This window comes from Stenotrophomonas rhizophila, assembly GCF_007667275.1.
Taxonomy (GTDB): domain Bacteria; phylum Pseudomonadota; class Gammaproteobacteria; order Xanthomonadales; family Xanthomonadaceae; genus Stenotrophomonas; species Stenotrophomonas maltophilia_AE.
This window is the reverse complement of record NZ_VDQT01000004.1, coordinates 168,150-187,706: the sequence shown is the minus strand read 5'-3', so window position 1 is coordinate 187,706 and position 19,557 is coordinate 168,150. Positions and strand designations below refer to the sequence as shown.

The 19,557-nt window shown below is 68.4% G+C and carries 15 protein-coding genes; 13 read left to right on the top strand and 2 right to left on the bottom strand.

Annotation, left to right across the window (positions count from 1 at the left end; all coding sequences use genetic code 11):
- Window positions 1-8 precede the first annotated feature (8 nt).
- Window positions 9-1,640: a phospholipase effector Tle1 domain-containing protein gene (locus FSZ13_RS13815; protein WP_145480666.1), complete on the top strand. Its 1,632-nt coding sequence runs from the start codon at window positions 9-11 to the stop codon at window positions 1,638-1,640.
- 48 nt (window positions 1,641-1,688) lie between these two features.
- Here FSZ13_RS13815 and FSZ13_RS13810 read toward each other — a convergent pair whose 3' ends face one another.
- On the bottom strand, window positions 1,689-2,306 hold the full coding sequence (locus FSZ13_RS13810) for a DUF938 domain-containing protein (protein WP_145480664.1): 618 nt from the start codon (window positions 2,304-2,306) through the stop codon (window positions 1,689-1,691).
- 113 nt (window positions 2,307-2,419) lie between these two features.
- Here FSZ13_RS13810 and FSZ13_RS13805 point away from each other — a divergent pair, with 113 nt between their 5' ends.
- The 9 genes from FSZ13_RS13805 (at window position 2,420) to FSZ13_RS13765 (ending at window position 14,949) form a co-directional block, all read left to right on the top strand.
- Window positions 2,420-4,048 carry a TldD/PmbA family protein gene (locus FSZ13_RS13805; RefSeq protein WP_186308949.1) on the top strand — a complete coding sequence of 543 codons (1,629 nt, stop codon included), beginning with the start codon at window positions 2,420-2,422 and terminating at the stop codon, window positions 4,046-4,048.
- A 130-nt stretch (window positions 4,049-4,178) separates the two neighbouring features.
- A complete protein-coding gene (locus FSZ13_RS13800) occupies window positions 4,179-5,813 on the top strand; it encodes a TldD/PmbA family protein (RefSeq protein ID WP_145480662.1) in 1,635 nt (544 codons plus the stop codon).
- 21 nt (window positions 5,814-5,834) lie between these two features.
- Window positions 5,835-7,169 (top strand): TldD/PmbA family protein, encoded by a 1,335-nt coding sequence (locus tag FSZ13_RS13795; RefSeq protein ID WP_145480660.1) that lies wholly within the window; start codon window positions 5,835-5,837, stop codon window positions 7,167-7,169.
- 43 nt (window positions 7,170-7,212) lie between these two features.
- Entirely contained in the window at window positions 7,213-7,914 is a 702-nt protein-coding gene (locus tag FSZ13_RS13790) for a DUF4159 domain-containing protein (protein ID WP_145480658.1), read from the top strand.
- 65 nt (window positions 7,915-7,979) lie between these two features.
- Window positions 7,980-8,966, top strand: a complete 987-nt coding sequence (locus FSZ13_RS13785) for an AAA family ATPase (RefSeq protein WP_145480656.1) — start codon at window positions 7,980-7,982, stop codon at window positions 8,964-8,966.
- Between the two features lie 7 nt (window positions 8,967-8,973).
- A complete protein-coding gene (locus FSZ13_RS13780; RefSeq protein ID WP_145480654.1) occupies window positions 8,974-9,864 on the top strand; it encodes a DUF58 domain-containing protein in 891 nt (296 codons plus the stop codon).
- Window positions 9,861-10,964, top strand: coding sequence for a BatA domain-containing protein (locus tag FSZ13_RS13775; RefSeq protein ID WP_145480652.1), 1,104 nt, complete (start codon window positions 9,861-9,863; stop codon window positions 10,962-10,964). The genes FSZ13_RS13780 and FSZ13_RS13775 overlap by 4 nt, the downstream gene beginning before the upstream one ends.
- Entirely contained in the window at window positions 10,961-13,123 is a 2,163-nt protein-coding gene (locus FSZ13_RS13770) for a DUF4175 domain-containing protein (RefSeq protein ID WP_145480650.1), read from the top strand. Before FSZ13_RS13775 ends, FSZ13_RS13770 begins: the two co-directional genes overlap by 4 nt.
- Window positions 13,120-14,949: a hypothetical protein gene (locus FSZ13_RS13765; RefSeq protein ID WP_145480648.1), complete on the top strand. Its 1,830-nt coding sequence runs from the start codon at window positions 13,120-13,122 to the stop codon at window positions 14,947-14,949. The genes FSZ13_RS13770 and FSZ13_RS13765 overlap by 4 nt, the downstream gene beginning before the upstream one ends.
- Before the next feature lie 21 nt (window positions 14,950-14,970).
- On the opposite strand, the gene FSZ13_RS13760 is transcribed toward FSZ13_RS13765, so the two are convergent.
- Window positions 14,971-15,411: a hypothetical protein gene (locus tag FSZ13_RS13760; protein ID WP_145480646.1), complete on the bottom strand. Its 441-nt coding sequence runs from the start codon at window positions 15,409-15,411 to the stop codon at window positions 14,971-14,973.
- A gap of 179 nt (window positions 15,412-15,590) precedes the next feature.
- Here FSZ13_RS13760 and FSZ13_RS13755 point away from each other — a divergent pair, with 179 nt between their 5' ends.
- The 3 genes from FSZ13_RS13755 (at window position 15,591) to FSZ13_RS13745 (ending at window position 19,553) form a co-directional block, all read left to right on the top strand.
- Window positions 15,591-18,068, top strand: coding sequence for a DEAD/DEAH box helicase (locus tag FSZ13_RS13755; protein WP_145480644.1), 2,478 nt, complete (start codon window positions 15,591-15,593; stop codon window positions 18,066-18,068).
- Window positions 18,065-19,117: a ribonuclease H-like domain-containing protein gene (locus FSZ13_RS13750; protein ID WP_145480642.1), complete on the top strand. Its 1,053-nt coding sequence runs from the start codon at window positions 18,065-18,067 to the stop codon at window positions 19,115-19,117. Before FSZ13_RS13755 ends, FSZ13_RS13750 begins: the two co-directional genes overlap by 4 nt.
- A gap of 100 nt (window positions 19,118-19,217) precedes the next feature.
- On the top strand, window positions 19,218-19,553 hold the full coding sequence (locus FSZ13_RS13745) for an I78 family peptidase inhibitor (RefSeq protein WP_145480640.1): 336 nt from the start codon (window positions 19,218-19,220) through the stop codon (window positions 19,551-19,553).
- Window positions 19,554-19,557 lie beyond the last annotated feature (4 nt).

Here is a 19,557-nt window from a genome sequence, read left to right as displayed (position 1 = left end):
GTGTTGCCGTGGGCAAGGTTAATTCCAGCGCAGGTAGTCGTCCTGCGACCGCAGATGACTTCCGGATGCAGCAGGATGTCCGGCAGCAGTTGCAACAACTTTCAGTCCCTGTTCTCCAGCGCAATGCCACTGCAAATGAGTATTTGTTCTTCGCGTTCCTGGATGGAACGGGTCAAGACCTGAACAATCCGAGGCTTGGCCCAGCTACCACTGTCGGGACGCTGTATGAGCAAGCGCTGGCTAAAGCGGACGAGCCAGACAGCCGCATAGGTGCGCACTATTCAAGAGGCATTGGAACCCAGCCGAGGACGATGGCCCGTGCATGGGACGGCATGCTTGCATACACGTGGGAAGATGGAATCAAGGACGCGTATCGCGACCTTGCAATTCAGGCTAGTGCCTGGGTCAACAACGATCCTCAAGCCGAAATCCGCGTTGTTGGCATTGGCTACAGCCGTGGCGCGGTGCAGACGGCCGGCCTGCTCCGGTTGATTGATGAGTACGGCATCGTTCCTGAAGAGGGCCTCGGGTTTGGCCATGACAAGAACGGCAACATCAGCGTCATCAGCCGATTGCCACCGCTGGTGCCGCCAGGCCAGACCGCACAGGCCACCCTGTTGCTGGACCCAGTGGCGACCAACATGCCCGCCAACTTCGACGCGCGCCTGCCACCGAGCGTGATATCGCGCGTGGCGATCATGGCCGCCCATGAGCAGCGCGAGCTGTTTCCCCACCAGGCCATCAACGATCCCGGGATGACGCCGGATGGACGCGCTATCAACGTAGCCGCGCCAGGAGGCCATTCCAACGTGGGCGGCGGGAACCGCGATGCGGGCCTGGAAATCCTCACCGGCAACGCTGCCATCGACTATCTGAATACGTTGCGCGACCAGCCGCTGTTCGAGAAGCGCGCCGTGCCGATGGACCTGGACACGATGACGCTGTACCAAGCCGGCGGCGCGACCGCGCTGTACGGGTTGAAGATCGACCGCGATGGCGAACGCAATCTGCGTGAGGCACTGGCCAACTGCAAGGTCGTCGATCCGTGCAACGATTCCGAGCCGATCGACCAGGCACTGGCGGCGCGGTTCGAGCACCGCTCCATCCAACCCGATCCGGCGGAACAGGCGCAGCTTCAAGCCCTGGTGGAGCTGGCCACGCAGCGCGAACACCGGACGGCGCCGGACGACCCCGGCCACGCGCAGAACCCAACGCTGACCCGCATCCGGGAAGGCGTTCAGACCGCCGAGGACAAGGGGCAGGTCAGCTTCGCGAACGGGCTGGAACGGGAGCAGTTCTGCCGCTCGGCGCTGGCCTGCACGATGGACAACCGGGAAACGCGCCAGGCGTTGTACCCCGGAAGCATCACCGGACCGCTTCACGGGAGCGAGATCTCCCGCGTCGATGACGTTGTGTTTGGATCGAAGGGCTACGCCTTCCTTGTCCAGCACGGCAGCGGACCGCATGACCAGCAGCGGGTGCCGTTTGACATCGAACTGGCCAAGCAGACTCCCGTAGCGGTTTCGGACCAGAAACTGGACGCCGCCGCCATTGAGATCGAGCAGCAGCAGGCGATACAGTTGCAGCACGCCGTCCCGCAGCAGGCCCAGGAGCCTGCGCTGGGTGGATTCGCGCGGTAACTGGCGTAGGGACACGCCACGCGTGTCCGCGGCGACCCGACCTGCCGGTCACCGCCGCCAGACACGCAGCCGGTTGTTGGCCGGCATCGCCACATCGTCCACCAGCCGCAGGCCCTGCGCTGCCGCCAGCGCATCCACCGCCTCCGCATCCCGGATGCCCGACGCCGGATCCCGCGCCTTCAGCCACCCATCAAAATGCCGGTTGCTGTCGCTGCTGTAGTTACCGTTGTAATTGAATGGGCCATATACGCACAGCAGGGCATCGTCGGCCATCACCGCCTGCAGCCCGGCGAAGAATGCCTGCACGTGCGGCCAGCTCATGATGTGCAGGGTGTTGGCGCTGAATACGGCATCGAAGCCCAACGGTCCATCCGGCAGGGGGGCGAGGCCCGCCGACGGCGCAAGCACCGCCTGCAGCGGCCACGGCGCCGGTGCGTTGGGCAGGCCCGCCTCGGCCAGGCGCTCGCCGATGCCCGGCAGGTAGTCCGGATGGTCACTGGCCTGCCACAGCAGGTGCGGCAGCTGGGCGGCGAAGTATTCGGCATGCTGGCCGGTGCCGCTGCCGATCTCCAGCACGCGCTGGCGGTCCTGCAGCAGGCGGCGCAGTACCGCCAGGATCGGGTCGCGGTTGCGCTCGCAGGCCTCGGACCAGCGTTGTTGGCTCATGACGTTCGGAAATGTCGGATCAGCGCACATCCAACCATGACCGCAGTCACTTGTGCCAGCACCGGGTCGCAAACGACAGTCGAAGGCTGATCGTTCCCGGGGAATCGAACGCTGTGCAACGCCGTGAGTTTTTGACGCTGTCTGGCATGGGCCTGGCGGGCCTGATGGTGCCGCACGCCCGCCTGATCGCCGCCGAGCAGCTGCTCGAGCCGGCCAACGCGGTACGCAACAAGGCCCTGGCCGAGGCCGCACTGGCTGCCGCCAACCGTGCCGGGGCCAGCTACTGCGACGTCCGCATCGGCCGCTACCTCAACCAGGCGGTGATCACCCGCGAGGCGCGGGTGCAGAACGTCACCAACAGCGAGTCCTCGGGCATCGGCATCCGGGTCATCGTCAACGGCGCCTGGGGCTTTGCCGCCACGCACCAGCAGACACCGGCCGCGATCCTGGCTGCCGTGGAGCAGGCTGCGGCCATCGCCCGAGCCAATGCCGGCATCCAGACCCGCCCGGTACAGCTGGCGCCGGTCAAGGGGGTGGGCGACGTGAGCTGGAAGACGCCTATCCGCAAGAACGCCATGGCGGTGCCGATCAAGGACAAGGTCGACCTGCTGCTGAGCCTGAATGCGGCAGCGACCAATGCCGGCGCCGACTTCATCAACTCCACCCTGTTCCTGGTCAACGAGCAGAAGTATTTCGCCTCCAGCGACGGCTCGTTCATCGACCAGGATGTGCACCGGATCTGGCTGCCGTTCACCGCCACCGCCATCGACAAGAGCACCGGCAAGTTCCGCACCCGCGCCGGCCTGTCCTCGCCGATGGGCATGGGCTATGAATTCCTGGATGGCGAGGCCAGCGGCAAGATCCAGCTGCCCGGCGGGATCACCGCCTACCGTGACTCGTATGATCCGGTGGAGGACGCCATCGCCGCCGCGCGCCACGCCCGCGAAAAGCTCAAGGCGCCGTCAGTCAAGCCCGGCAAGTACGACCTGGTGCTGGACCCGTCCAACCTGTTCCTGACCATCCACGAGAACGTGGGCCACCCGCTGGAGCTGGACCGCGTGCTCGGCTACGAGGCCAACTACGCCGGCACCAGCTTCGCCACCCTGGACAAGCGCGACGCCGGCTACCGCTGGGGCAGCGAGCGGGTCAACTTCTTCGCCGACAAGACCGCACCGGGCAGCCTGGGCGCGGTGGGCTACGACGACGAAGGGGTCAAGACCAAGCGCTGGGACCTGGTCAAGGACGGCATCCTGGTCAACTACCAGGCCACCCGCGATGAAGTGCACCTGCTGGGCGAAACCGAATCGCACGGCTGCAGCTACGCCGACTCCTGGTCCAGCGTGCAGTTCCAGCGCATGGCCAACGTGTCGCTGGCGCCGGGCAAGACCCCGCTGAGCGTGGCCGACATGATCAAGGACGTGGAGAACGGCATCTACATCCACGGCCGCGGCTCGTACTCCATCGACCAGCAGCGCTTCAACGCGCAGTTCGGCGGCCAGCTCTACTACCAGATCAAGGACGGCCAGATCGCCGGCATGGTTGAAGACGCGGCGTACCAGATCCGTACCCCGGAATTCTGGAACGCCTGCAGCGCGATCTGCGATGAACGCGATTTCCGCTTCGGCGGCTCGTTCTTCGACGGCAAGGGCCAGCCCGGGCAGGTGTCGGCAGTGTCGCACGGCTCGTCCACCACCCGCTTCGACGGCATCAACATTATCAACACCGCACGCAGCCTGGGCTGAGAGGCCCGGCCACCGTGCCAAACGTCACTACCGTTGGACCGCCGCGCCCGCAAGAATCGATCCACCGCTGTTGCCGTACCGCTGATCCCGCCTTGTTCCTGCCACCCCCACACCGACGTGGAGAGCTGCCTTGCAAAGACGTGACTTCCTTGCCCTGACCGGGCTTACTGCTGGCGGCCTGATCGTGCCGTCGTTCTTCGGCAAGGCGATCGCCGCCGAGCAGCTGCAGACCACGCTGGATCCGGCGCTGAAGAAGCGCCTGGCTGACGCTGCCCTGGCGGCGGCCCGCCAGGGCGGCGCCACTTACTCCGATGTGCGCATCGGCCGTTACCTGCGCCAGTTCGTGATCACCCGCGAAGACAAGGTGCAGAACGTGGTGAACACCGAGTCCACCGGCGTGGGCATCCGCGTTATCGTCAATGGCGCCTGGGGCTTTGCCGCCACCAACCAGCTCAACCCGACCGACGTGGCGCGCGCTGCCCAGCAGGCGGTGGCCATCGCCAAGGCCAATGCCGGCGTGCAGACCGCCAAGGTGCAGCTGGCCGCCGCGCCAGGCGTGGGCGAGGTGAGCTGGAAGACGCCGATCCGCAAGAACGCGATGGAAGTGCCGATCAAGGAAAAGGTCGATCTGCTGCTGGACGTCAATGCCGCCGCCATGGGCGCCGGGGCCAGCTTCGTCAACTCGATGCTGTTCCTGGTCAACGAACAGAAGTACTTCGCCTCCACCGATGGTTCCTACATCGACCAGGACGTGCACCGCATCTGGGCGCCGATGACGGTCACCGCCATCGACAAGGCCAGCGGCAAGTTCCGCACCCGCGAAGGCCTGTCCGCGCCGATGGGCATGGGCTACGAATACCTGGACGGCGCTGCGGCGGGCAAGGTGCTCACCCCCAACGGCGTGGTCAACTACGGGTCTTCCTATGACATGAAGGAAGACGCCATCGCGGCAGCCAAGCAGGCGCAGGAAAAGCTGAAGGCGCCGTCGGTGAAGCCGGGCAAGTACGACCTGGTGCTGGACCCGTCGCACACCTGGCTGACCATCCACGAATCGGTCGGCCATCCGCTGGAACTGGACCGCGTGCTCGGCTACGAAGCCAACTACGCCGGCACCAGCTTCGCTACCCTGGACAAGCGCGAGCAGCGCTTCCAGTACGGCAGCGACCTGGTCGACATCTTTGCCGACAAGACCCAGCCGGGCAGCCTCGGCGCGGTGGCCTACGACGATGAAGGCGTCAAGACCAAGCGCTGGGACCTGATCAGCAAGGGCAAGCTGGTGGATTACCAGACCATCCGCGACCAGGCCCACATCCTGGGCAAGACCGAGTCGGACGGCTGCTGCTATGCCGATTCCTGGTCCAGTGTGCAGTTCCAGCGCATGGCCAATGTGTCGATGGCACCGGGCAAGACCCCGCTGAGCGTGTCCGACCTGATCAAGGACGTCGAGAACGGCATCTACATCATCGGCGACGGTTCGTTCTCGATCGACCAGCAGCGCTACAACGCGCAGTTCGGCGGCCAGCTGTTCTACGAAATCAAGAACGGCCAGATCACCCGCATGCTCGAGGACGTGGCGTACCAGATCCGTACCCCGGAGTTCTGGAACGCCTGCAGCGCCGTGGCCGACGAACGCGACTACCGCCTCGGCGGCTCGTTCTTCGACGGCAAGGGCCAGCCGGGCCAGGTCTCGGCGGTCTCGCACGGTTCGTCCACCGCGCGCTTCAACGGCATCAACGTCATCAACACCGCGCGCAGCCTCGGCTGACCGGTCAGGAGCCCTTATTCCATGAGTATCTTCACCGAAGCGCAGGCCAAGGCCATCCTCGACAAGGTCATCGCGCTGTCCAAGGCCGATGAGACCACCGCCGTGCTGGCCGGCTCGATCAACGGCAACATCCGTTTCGCGCTCAACAACGTGTCCACCAGCGGCATCGTGGACAACACCGAACTGGCCGTCACCGTGTCCTTCGGCAAGCGCACCGGCACCGCCTCGATCAACGAATTCGACGATGCCGCGCTGGAACGCGTGGTCCGCCGCGCCGAAGACCTGGCCCGTCTGGCCCCGGAGAACCCGGAGTTCATGCCGGCCATCGGCAAGCAGACCTACACCGCCAGCCCGACCTTCAGCGAATCCACCGCCGCCATCGACCCGGCGTTCCGCGCCAAGGTGGCCGCCGATTCGATCGCGCCTTGCCGTGGCAACGGCCTGATCGCCGCCGGTTTCCTAGAGGACGGCCAGGGCTTCTCCGCCACGGCCAACAGCAAGGGCAACTTCGGCTACCAGCGCACCACCAACTTCGACTACACCTGCACGGTGCGCACCGAAGACGGCCGTGGTTCGGGCTGGGTCGGCCGCAACCTCAAGGACGCCGCCGCCTTCAAGGCCGACCAGGACGTGCGCATCGCCATGCGCAAGGCGACCGAGTCGTCCGAAGCCAAGGCGCTGGAGCCGGGCAAGTACACGGTGATCCTGGAACCGGCCGCCGCTGCCGGCCTGATCAGCTTCATGATGAACTTCTTCGACGCGCGATCGGCCGATGAAGGCCGCAGCTTCCTGTCCAAGAAGGGTGGCGGCAACAAGCTGGGCGAGCAGGTCTACGACCCGCGCGTGAACATGTACGCCGACCCGTGGCACCCGGAGGCGCCGGTGCTGCCGTGGGACCAGCAGGGCCTGCCGCGCAACAAGCTGGCCATCATCGAGAACGGCAAGGTCGCCAACCTGGACTATTCGCGCTTCTGGGCGCAGAAGCAGGGCAAGACCGCCAACGCCAGCCCGGGCAACCTGCTGATGAGCGGGGGTGACAAGAGCACGGCCGATCTCGTGCGCGGCACCCAGAAGGGCATCCTGGTCACCCGTACCTGGTACATCCGCATGGTCGACCCGCAGACCGTGCTGCTCACCGGCCTGACCCGCGACGGCACGTTCTACATCGAAAACGGCCAGATCAAGTACCCGGTGAAGAACTTCCGCTTCAACGAGTCGCCGGTGATCATGCTCAACAACATCGAAGAACTGGGCAAGCCGGTGCGCGTGGCCGGTGACGAATCCAGCTTCGTGATGATGATCCCGCCGATGAAGCTGCGCGATTTCACCTTCACCTCGCTGTCCGACGCGGTCTGATGGAGGGTGGTATCCGCGGACGCTGTGGGGACCGCGCGCGGCGATGAACCGCGCGCAGTTCCTGCGGCTGATGCTCGGCGGCGCCGCCCTGGCGGCCCTGCCCTCGTTCGCCCGCGCGCAGGCGGGGCGTTACGACTTCTGGTTCACCCGCCTCAAGTACGACTCGGGCGACTGGGACGTGGACGCGCGCATGCCGTCCAACCTGATCACCTCGCTGATCGACTACACCACGCTGCGGGTCGATCCGACCGAACATGTGGTGGCGCTCTCCGATCCACGCATGCTGGAAGCACCGTTCTGTTACCTGGCCGGGCACAAGCTGGTGGAGTTCAACGCCGCCGAGCGGCAGAACTTCGTGCGCTACGTGCGCAACGGCGGGTTCGTGTTCGTGGATGACTGCAACCACGACATCGACGGGCTGTTCGCCAAGTCGTTCGAAGCGCAGATGGCCAGGCTGTTCGGGCCGGCCGCGCTGAAGAAGCTGCCCAACACGCATGCGCTGTATCGAAGCTTTTTCAAGTTCCCGGACGGGCCACCGGCCACCGGCTTCGAGCTCAACGGCTGGGGCGATGACCTCGTGCACGATTACCTGAAGGGGATCAAGGTCGATGGTCGGCTGGGCGTGCTTTACAGCAACAAGGATTACGGTTGCGAGTGGGATTACGACTGGCGCAACAAGCGCTTCCTGGCCGAGGACAACACCCGGTTCGGGGTGAACATCGTGATGTATGCGTTGAATAACTGATTCTCTTTGTTTTTCCGTGCAGCCACGCAGGGCGTGGCTCTACGCCCTCTTTCTGCGAGCGTGCCATGCAAAACGAAAGCCCTGTTGATGACCTTCTTGCCAAACTGCAGCCCCTGCGCGATGCGCTGGGCAAGGCGGTGGTCGGCCAGAATGAGGTGGTGGAGCAGTTGCTGATCGGCCTGCTGGCCGGCGGCCATGTGCTGCTGGAAGGCGCGCCGGGCCTCGGCAAGACCCTGCTGGTGCGCTCGCTGGGGCAGGCGCTGGAGCTGCAGTTCCGGCGCGTGCAGTTCACGCCCGACCTGATGCCGAGCGACATCCTGGGCACCGAACTGCTCGAGGAAGACCACGGCACCGGCCACCGCCATTTCCGCTTCCAGCAGGGCCCGATCTTCACCCACCTGCTGCTGGCGGACGAGCTCAACCGTACGCCGCCCAAGACCCAGGCCGCGCTGCTGGAAGCCATGCAGGAGCGCACCGTCAGCTACGCCGGTACCACTTACCCGCTGCCAGCGCCGTTCTTCGTGCTGGCCACCCAGAACCCGATCGAACAGGCCGGCACCTACCCGCTGCCCGAGGCGCAGCTGGACCGCTTCCTGCTGCACGTGCGGGTGGATTACCCCACCGAGCAGGAAGAGCGCGACATCCTGGTACAGACCACCGGCAGCAATGCTGGCGCGGTGCCGAAGGTGATGCACGCCGACGATGTGCTGGCGCTGCAGGCGGCCGTGCGCCAGGTGCATGTCAGCGATGACGTACTGACCTGGATCACCCGCCTGGTCCGCGCCAGCCGTCCGGGTGCCGGTGCACCGGATGCGGTCAACCACTGGATCAAGTGGGGCGCCGGCCCCCGCGCCGGGCAGTCGCTGGTGCTGGCCGCCAAGGCGCGCGCGCTGCTGCAGGGTCGCTTCGCCGCCACCCGCGAGGACGTGCAGGCGCTGATCGCGCCGGTGATGCGCCATCGCCTGCTGCTCTCGTTCGCCGCCGAAGCCGAGCAGAAGGGCGCCGACGATGTGATCGCCGCACTGCTGCAGGCCGTGCCTTTCCCCGCCTGAGCCCGCCGTGAGCCCGCACGCCCCGATCGCCATTCCTGCCGATGTCCGCAGCCGCCTGAAGGCGCTGCGGCTATTGCCACGGCGTGCGATCGGTGCGCAGGGGATCGGCCAGCATGCCAGCCGCAGCCGCGGCGCCGGGCTTGAGTTCGCGCAGTACCGTGCTTACGAGCCAGGCGACGAGCTGCGCCAGATCGACTGGAAGCTGTACGCGCGGTCGGACCGCTTCTTCGTGCGCGAATCCGAACGTGAAAGCCCGGTGACGATCTGGACGCTGGTCGATGCAACGGCGTCCGCGCGCCAGCACGACCTTGCACAACCAGGGCGTTCGCGGCTGGACCATATCTGCGCCACCGCGGCCTGTATCGTGGAATTGGCCTTGCAGCAGGGCGACCGCTTCGGCCTGGTAGCCATCACCGGCGAAGGCGTGCAGCTGGTTCCCGCCGGCAGCGGCGCGCGCCAGCGCGACCGCATCCACCTGCTGCTGCACCGCTTGCGCGCCAGCGGTGCGTGGCCGGCGGCGGAGGCGCTGCGCCCGGTCTGGGAGCGGGTGCAGGCCAACGACATGCTGCTGGCGCTCGGCGATGGCTTCGACGAAGCCGGCACGGTGTTGCTGGAACGGCTGGCCGCCGCACGCCGCGACGTAGTACAGCTGCAGGTCCTGACTGCCGATGAACGCGACTTTCCCTTCATCGACGGCCACCGTTTCCGCGACCCGGAAACCGGCGAGGAACTGCTGGGCGATGGCCGCGCCATCCGTGATGACTACCTGGCCCGTTTCGCCGAGGCGCAGCGCGTGCTGCAGGCACGGCTGCAGCGCGGCGGCGTGGCCCACGTGGTGACCCATACCGACCAGCCACTGGATGCACCGCTGCGGGTGTTGGCCGGGGACGCGCGATGAGCCTGGGCCTGCTGGCGCTGGCGTCGCTGCTGGTGCCGTTGCTGATCCACCTGGCCCGCCGCCATCACTACGCACCGCTGGAGTTCGCGGCGCTGCGCTGGCTGCGCGCCAAGGCGCGCCCGCGCCAGCGGGTCCGTTTCGATGAGTGGCCGCTGCTGCTGGTGCGGCTGCTGCTGCTGGCCGCGCTGGCGCTGCTGCTGGCCAGGCCGTTGCTGCATGGCGCGCCGGTCCAGACGCCGCCGTGGGTAGTGGTGGCGCCGGGGGTGGGCGTTCCTGCACTGCCGGCGGGCAGCGAAGGGCACTGGCTGGCACCCGGCTTCCCGCCGCTGCAGGACGCGGCACCCGTCGCCACGCAGCCGCTGGCGAGCCTGCTGCGCGAGCTTGACCAGACGCTGCCGGCCGGCACCGCGTTGACGGTCTATGTTCCCGATCCGATGCCAGGGCTCGACGGCGAGCGGCCGCGGTTGTCGCGTGCGGTGCAATGGAGACCGGTCGCTGCCCCGGTTGCCCCGGCGGTGCAGGACAACGCGCCGCAGCTGCGCGTAGCCGGTACTGACCAGGATGCGACGGCACTGCGCGTTCTCGATGCCGTGCAGCGTGCATGGAGTGGGCGGCCGCTGGGGGCACCGCTCGCCGCCGGGGCGGTACCCGAAGAAGGGCAGTTCGGCGTGTGGCTGGCCGATGCACCGCTCCCGCCCGCCTGGCACGACTGGGTAGCAGCCGGTGGACGGGTGTTAACCCGCTCCGCCAAGGTGGCGCAGGGCGATGGCACGGCAGTACTGCGGGATGCCAGCGGCCAGACTGCCCTGGTGCGGCATGCACTCGGCCGCGGCCAGGTGTTGCGCTTCACTGCGCCGCTGTCGCCCGATGCGCTGCCGATGCTGCGCGACCCGTCGTTCCCGCGCCGCCTGCTCGAGCAGCTGCAGCCGCTGTCGACGCCGCAGCTGGCACCGGCGGCGTCGCAGCGACCTTTGACCGGCGCCAGCGCCCCCGTGCAGCAACCTCGCGATCTGGCCAACTGGCTGCTGGTGCTGGTCGTGCTGCTGTTCGCGCTGGAACGCTGGATGGCCACCGCAAGGCGACGCGGAGCGGGGGCATGAACCGCGTCCACGCGGCATGGCAGGGCGCGCGGCGCCGGCAGTGGTGGATCACCGCGCTACTGCTGCTGCCGCCTGCGTTGGCGCTCACTGCGCTCGCGTCACGACTGGCCGGCACCAACATCGCGTCAGTGGTGCTGCTGGCCACCCTGCTGGTCGTCGCGGGCACCGCGACGTGGCGCGCGCGGCGGCTCGACCGACAGTGGCTGGTGCGTCGGCTGGATACCCACCCCAACGTGCAGGACAGCGCCGACCTGCTGTTCGCCGATGCAACCGCGCTCAATCCGCTGCAGCAGCGGCAGCACGCGCGCATCCGTGAAGCGCTGCAGGCGGCGCCACCTGATCTGCGCGCCGCCTGGCCCGCACGCTGGCTCGCCGCGTCGTGGTGTGGCGGGCTGTTGGCGGCGGCGCTGGCCGTGGGCTGGCCGGCAGCGGGCACCTCGTTGCCGGTGCTTCCCGGCACCCTGGCGCCTGCCGCCAGCGTGGCGCAGCCGCCCAGCCTGCAGTCGTCGCGGCTGCAGATCCAGGCACCGGTCTATACCGGCCAGGCCGTGCGCAGCCAGACCGCGCTGGACGCGAAGGTGGTCCAGGGCAGCGCGCTGGAGTGGTCGCTGCGTTTCAGCGCGCAGCCCACGCAGGCAGCGCTTCAGCTGCACGATGGCACCCGCATTGCACTGCACCGTGAGGGCGAGCTGTGGGAGGCACAGTGGAAGGCCACCCGCCCCACGCTGTATCGCATCGTCACCGAGCCTGCCTTGCGCGCGCCCAGGCTTTACCGCCTGGATGTGGTCGCCGACCGTGCCCCGACCGTGCGGGTGATCGCGCCGGATCGCACCCTGGTGCTGGGCACCCCCGGCCAGCGCCAATGGACGCTGCAGTTCGAGTCCAGCGATGATTTCGGGGTCGCCGCCAACGCCGAGCTGCACCTGACCCTGGCCCAAGGCAGCGGGGAGAACATCACCTTCCGCGAGCAGCGCATCACCCTCGCCGGCACCGGACCGGCCACGCAGCGTCGTTTCGCACGCACGCTGGACCTGGCCGCACTGGGCGCCGGGCCGGGCAACGATGTGATCGCGCAGCTGCAGGTGCGCGACAACCGCACGCCCACTGCGCAGACCGCACAGAGCACCAGCCTGATCCTGCGCCTGCCCAGCGAAGAGCAGGTGCTCGGCGCGGACCTCGAAGGCATGGTCAAGAAAACCCTGCCGGCGTACTTCCGCAGCCAGCGCCAGATCATCATCGACGCCGAAGCGCTGATCAAACTGCGCCGGCAGCTGCCTGCCGACGAATTCATGAAGCGCTCCGACGCGATCGGCGTGGACCAGCGCATCCTGCGCCTGCGCTACGGACAGTTCCTGGGCGAGGAAAGCGAGGGCGGCGCGACGCCACCGCCGACCAGCGACAGCCTGCCCACCAGCGACGTGCCTGCCGCCGGTCATGCTGACGAGCATGATCACGAGCACGACACTGCCGCTGCGCAGACGGGTCACGACGACCACGACCATGCGCCCGCCAAGGCCGACGGCGCGCCGACGTTCGGCGCCGCCACCGATGTGCTCTCCGAGTACGGCCACACCCACGACCATGCCGAGGCGGCCACGCTGCTGGATCCGCAGACCCGCGCCATCCTGAAGGCCGCGCTGGACCAGATGTGGTCGTCCGAAGGCGAGCTCCGCCAGGGCCGACCCGAGCGTGCGCTCCCGTTCGCGTACAAGGCGCTGGATTTCATCAAACAGGTGCAGCAGGCCGAACGCATCTACCTGGCCCGGGTCGGTCCCGAGCTGCCGCCCATCGACGAAAGCCGGCGCATGAGCGGCGACCGCAGCGATCTCGGCAGCCGCACCTCCACCCTCATCGCCGTGGACACGCCGGACCCGGCCATCGTCGCGGCCTGGCAGCAGTTGGCCGACACCCGCGCCGCGCCGGATCTGGACGCGGTGGGCCAGTGGCTCGGTCGCAATCAATCGCGCCTGGCCGACCCGCTCAGCCTGGCGGCAGCGGTCGAGGAGCTGCGCCTCGCCCCGGACTGTGCCCGCTGCCGTACCGCGCTGCGTGCACAGCTGTGGCGCGCACTGCTGCGTCCCATGCCGCAGCTTGAACGTCGCAGCGCGCCGGACCCGATGGCGCAGCGCTACCTGGACGCACTGGAGGGCACGCGATGAGCATGGCAGCGTGGATCGCGATCGCCCTGGCCCTGATCACCGTCGTGGGCAGCGTGCGCATCCTCCTCGTAGAGCCACGCCTTGCGTGGCTGCCTTCACCCAGGCGGACCGCATTGCTGGTGTTGCAGGCCCTGTCCGCCCTGTTGCTCTACTTCACCCTGCTACCGCCACCCCGCAGCGTGGACGCCGGCCAGCTGACCGTACTGACCGGCAACGCCGCATCCGCAGGCACCGTGCCCGTCGGCGCCACCGTGATCGCGTTGCCCGAAGCAGCACCCGGCGCAGAGGCGGTACGCGCCCCCGACCTGGCAACCGCACTGCGCCAGCATCCAGGCAGCACCTCGCTGCTGCTGGTCGGCGATGGGCTGTCCGCGCGCGACCGCGATACCGCATTGCCCGCGCGGGTGAGCCTGCAGTCCCCCGCCGCGCCACTGGGGTGGCTGGAACTTCAGCCGCCCTCCGCCACCGCGCCCGGCGCGCTGTTCGAGGTTGCCGCACGCGCGGGCGGTGTCACCGGCGCACGCGCCGAACTGCTCGACCCGGCCGGCGTGGTGGTCGACCGTGCGGCACTCGACGCGCAGGGCGGCGTGCGCCTGCACGGCACTGCACGTGCCGCCGGACGCAGCGAATTCACCCTGCGCCTGCTCGACGCGCAGCAGCATGGGGTGGACAGCATTCCGGTGCCCCAGCAGACCGTGGACGCCCCCGCGCCGCGCGTGCTGATCCTCGCCAGTGCGCCGGGTCCGGAGCTGAAGTACCTGCGGCGGTGGGCAACCGACACCGGACTGGCCGTACAGGCGCAGGCCAGTGCGGGGGGCGGGGTGGTGCTGGGCGATGCGCCGGTCGCGCTGAGCGCCGCACGACTGGCCGCCACCGACGTACTGGTGCTGGACGAACGCAGCCTGGCCGCACTCGGCGCTGACCAGCGCGCGCTGGTGCGGCAGGCGCTGCGCGATGGACTGGGTGTGGTCGTGCGCAGCAGCGGTGCGCTGGGCGACGGCGTGCGCCAGGCGCTGCGGGAATGGGGCCTGCCGGTCACCGGCGGCACCCGCGCCTCGCCGTTGGCGCTGCCCGCCGATCCGGACGCCGCACTGCTGCAGGCGCGTCGCGGACCGGTCCGCCCGGCGGCCAACCCCACCGCCTACATCGAGGAGGCGGATACCGCATCGCACAGTGCCGCCCCACCCGCGCTGGAGCGCTTCGACGTGAACGCGGCAGGCGCCGAAGCCCTGCTGCAGGACGCCCAGGGCAATGCCGTGGGCGGCTGGCGCAGCGTAGGGCGCGGCCGCGTCGCCGTGCTGCCGGTGACCGACAGCTACCGGCTGGTACTGGCCGGCCGCGATGATCGTTATGCCGAACTGTGGTCCGGCGTGCTGGCCACGGTCGCGCGCGCGCTGCCCGGCGCGCCCACGGTGCGCCTGGCTACCGCCACCCCGTGGGCGGGCGAGCGCCTGACCCTGTGTGACGTTCCCAGCGGCACCCAGGTCCGCAGCCCGGAGGGCCACAGGGTTACCGTGCAGGTCGACCCGGCCAGCGGCAGCCAGCATTGCGCCGGTTACTGGCCGCAGCAGCCCGGCTGGCACCAGCTGCAGCATGGCGACACCGTGCAGGCGTTCTACGTGTTCGATCGGGAATCGGCGCAGCCGTTGCACCGACAGCAGGTGCGGCTGGCCACCGAGCAGCGCCTGGCCGCGACGACCACCACCGCCACCGAGTCGCCCGGCAGGGTTCCAGGCCCACGCTGGCCCTGGTTGCTGGGCTTCATCGCTGTCGCAGGCCTGCTGTGGTGGCTGGAACGGCGTCGACCGATCATGCCAGCGGCGTAGCGCGCCCCGTCGTCGGGCGGCTTACTCCGGCCGTGGCGCGTCGCAACCCTGCAGCGGATCGCAGTACTGCAACGCACGGCGCTGCGCCGCTGCGTCCAGTTCCGGCGGCGGGCGCGCGACCGCGGACTGGATCTGGTCCGGTGCCCGGGTCAGGGTGTGCAGGCCCTGGGCGGTCCCAGCGATGGCATGGTTGATCCCCATCATCAGGTAGCCGCCGCGCATGCCCACCTCCTGCAGCGAGGGGGGTTCGCTCCAGGCGCGGTTGAAGGCATTGGGTTGGGGCTGCACCGGGGATTTGAAGCGATACAGGTCCACCGGCACTTCGTCCTCGGGCTTGAGCGCCCGGACCTCGCCCAGCGTGGTTACGTGGGTGTTCGCGCTGTCGGCGGGTCCGGTGGGTTGCTGCTGGGCGTGTGCCACGTTCGCCAGCAGCAGCCCGGCGGTCACGGTTGTTACTGCCATTCCTGTGTGCAATGCCACGTGTCGTCCTGTCATCAGCGTCCTGCGCAGAGGATAGCGAGGCGGCCTTCAGATTTCGTTGTGCGGGGAAGGCACTGAATCGTTCACCGACCCGGGCCGCGATGTCTCAACCCCTGAGACGCGTTTGTGCTTCCATGGCGTCCTTTGCAGACCGTTGTCCCATGGCCTACGAACTCGCCAAGCGCACCGAGGATGCCGAGCGCCGCCTCGCCACCACCGACGGGCTGCCCTCGCGCAACGGTGCGCTGCTTACCGCGCGGCTGCAGCAGCGCTACGCCGACCGCATCACCGGCAGCTTCACCCTTCCGGGCCGCGAAGGCCGCTACGCGCCCATCCCCGCCGATGTGCCGTCCGCGCTGACCAACGCACTGAAGGCGCGCGGCATCGAACAGCTGTACAGCCACCAGGCCGAAGCGTGGGACGCCACCCAGCGTGGCGAGCACGTGGCCATCGTCACCCCCACCGCCAGCGGCAAGTCGCTGTGCTACACCCTGCCGGTGGTCAGCGCCGCCATGCAGGGCAAGGCCAAGGCGCTGTACCTGTTCCCGACCAAGGCGCTGGCCCAGGACCAGGTGGCCGAACTGCTCGAGCTCAACCGTGCCGGCGACCTGGGGGTGAAGGCCTTCACCTTCGACGGCGACACCCCGGGCGACGCGCGCCAGGCGATCCGCCTGCACGGCGACATCGTGGTCTCCAACCCGGACATGCTGCACCAGGCGATCCTGCCGCACCACACCAAGTGGGCGCAGTTCTTCGAGAACCTGCGCTATGTGGTGATCGACGAGGTGCACACCTACCGCGGCGTATTCGGCAGCCATGTCACCAACGTGCTGCGCCGGCTCAAGCGCATCTGCGCGTTCTACGGCGTGGAACCGCAGTTCATCCTGTGCTCGGCCACCATCGGCAACCCGCAGGCGCATGCCGAAGCGCTGATCGAAGCGCCGGTCACCGCCATCACCGAATCCGGCGCACCGACCGGACCCAAGCACGTGCTGCTGTGGAACCCGCCGGTGGTCAACGCCGACCTCGGCCTGCGTGCCTCGGCGCGCTCGCAGAGCAACCGCATCGCGCGCATCGCGATCAAGTCCGGGCTGAAGACGCTGATCTTCGCGCAGAGCCGGTTGATGGTCGAAGTGCTCACCAAGTACCTGAAGGACATCTTCGACCACGACCCGCGCAAGCCCCCACGCATCCGCGCCTACCGCGGCGGCTACCTGCCCACCGAGCGCCGCGAGACCGAACGCGCCATGCGCGCCGGCAACATCGACGGCATCGTCAGCACCTCGGCGCTGGAGCTGGGCGTGGATATCGGCAGCCTCGACGTGGTGGTGCTCAACGGCTATCCCGGCAGCGTGGCCGCCACCTGGCAGCGCTTCGGTCGCGCCGGGCGCCGCCAGCAACCGGCACTGGGCGTGCTGGTGGCCAGCTCGCAGCCGCTGGACCAGTACGTGGTGCGGCACCCGGACTTCTTCGCCGATGCCTCGCCCGAACATGCGCGGACCGCACCGGACCAGCCGCTGATCCTGTTCGACCACATCCGCTGCGCCGCCTTCGAACTGCCCTTCCTGGCCGGCGACCCGTTCGGGCCGATCGACCCGCTGGTGTTCCTGGAAGCGCTGGCCGAGACCGAAGTGGTGCATCGCGAAGGCGACCGCTGGGAATGGATCGCCGACAGCTACCCGGCCAATGCGGTCAGCCTGCGTTCGGTGGCCGACGGCAACTTCGTGGTGGTCGACCGCAGCGACGGCAAGCAGCAGATCATTGCCGAGGTGGATTACTCCGCCGCCGCGCTGACCCTGTACGAAGGCGCCATCCACATGGTGCAGTCCACCCCGTACCAGGTGGAGCGGCTGGACTGGGAAGGCCGCAAGGCCTACGTCACCCGCACCCACGTGGACTACTACACCGACAGCATCGACTTCACCAAGCTCAAGGTGCTGGACCGCTTCGATGGCTGCATCGCCGGCCAGGGCGATTCGCACCATGGCGAAGTGCATGTGGTGCGGCGCGTGGCCGGCTACAAGAAGATCCGCTATTACACCCACGAAAACATCGGCTACGGCCCGGTCAACCTGCCCGACCAGGAACTGCACACCACTGCGGTGTGGTGGCAGCTGCCGCAGGGCCTGCTGCTGACTGCCTTCGACAGCAAACAGGAAGCGCTGGATGGTTTCCTTGGTGCAGCGTACGCGCTGCACATCGTGGCCACGGTGGCGGTGATGGCCGATGCGCGCGACCTGCAGAAGGCGGTGGGCAATGGCGACGGTGCATGGTTCGCGGTGGCCGACCAGAGCGGGCGTGGCCAGCTGCGTGGCGCCGAGTTCGATGCCAGCGCGATCGAGCTGCAGCAGCAGTTCGTGCCCACCGTGTACCTGTACGACAACTTCCCCGGTGGCGTGGGCCTGAGCGAGCCGCTGTGGCTGCGCCAGGCCGAACTGCTGCAGCGCGCGCAGGAACTGGTGCAGCGCTGCGACTGCAAGGCCGGCTGCCCGGCCTGCGTGGGTCCGGTGCTGGCCGGGCAGGAAGACGATGCCACCACGCCCAAGGCGCTGGCATTGAAGGTCCTGGCCCTGTTCGACGCGCATGCGTTGCCGGCGACCGCCGCTGCACCGCAGGATGCCGACGTGGTGCCGTTTTGAGCCTGAGCCTGGACAAGCTGCGCCTGCTGCGGCGCCAGGCCGGTGATGCCTCGCCGCCCCCGGCGGCGGCCGACGCGCCTGGTACGGCACCGGCACCGCCCGCGCCGGTGGCCGCCAACGACGCGCAGGCACGCCGGGCGGCACCGGACTCGGTGTTTGCCTGGGTGGAACAGGAAATCCGCCACAAGCCCACCGGCCCGGCAACGGCGGAACCCGCGCCGCCTGCGCCCGCATTGCGCAAGCCCGACGTGGGCGGCCTGCACCGGTTGCTGGGGCTGCGCGATCGTGGCGGCGCAGGTGCGCGGCCGCGCGCCAGCGCGCAGGACCGCCACGTCCCGGGCGAGGAGATCGCACCCGGGCTGTTCCTGATCGAATCCTTCCTGCCGCAGGCGATTCCGCTGCAGCCGTTGTCGCTGGCATTCGCCCGGCGCGAGGGCGAAGCGGTGGCGCCGCAGGACCTGATGTTCTTCGACACCGAGACCACCGGCCTGGCCGGCGGTACCGGCACCCGCGCGTTCATGATCGGCGCGGCCGACTGGCATGCCGATCCCGCGCGTGGCCAAGGGCTGCGCATCCGCCAGCTGTTGATGACCACGATGGCGGCCGAAACGGCCATGCTGCGCGAGTTTTCCAGCTGGCTGCGGCCCAGCACGGTGTTTTCCAGCTATAACGGCCGCTGCTATGACGCGCCGCTGCTGAAAACCCGCTACCGGTTGGCGCGGCAACGCTGTCCGATCACCCCGCTGGACCACGTCGATCTGCTCTTCCCCACCCGCCGCCGGTACCGCGGCACCTGGGAAAACTGCCGGCTGGCAACCATCGAACGCCAGCTGCTGCAGATCGTGCGCGAAGACGACCTGCCCGGCTCCGAAGCCCCGGCCGCATGGTTGAACTACCTGCGCGGCGGCAGCGCGGTGAACCTGCGCCGGGTGGCCGAGCACAATCACCAGGACGTGGTGACCCTGTCACTGCTGATGCTGCGGCTGGTGGCCGAGGAGCAGCGCGAGCGGGAAACGCTGGCACTGTCTGCGCTCTCGCCGAGCGGCTGACTGGCTGAGGGGCGCAGGCGGCGCGCGTATTCATCGCGTTGACGCCCCATGCAGGCGGGGCCGTGCAAGCTTGGCCCATATCCCGCGTAAGGAGTGCACCATGCGTCTGCCCCTGTTGATGTTGCTCGGTTGTGCCCTGCCGCTGGCCGCGTGCAGCAGCCCGCCACCGAAGACCGCCGACGAACCGCCGCAGGCGGTGGTGGACCCGGTGCCGGCCGGTTCCGAAGGCGTGACCCCGTGCCGTCAGGAAGCTTTCAACGGCCTGGTCGGCAAAGTCGCCGATGCAGCGACGGTAGAGAAGGCGGTCAAGGACAGCGGCGCCAAGCATGCCCGCATCGTGAAGCCCAACATGGCCGTCACCATGGATTTCCGCGAAGACCGAGTGACCATCCAGGTCGACGCGGATAACCGCATCACCGGCATCGGCTGCAACTGAGGTA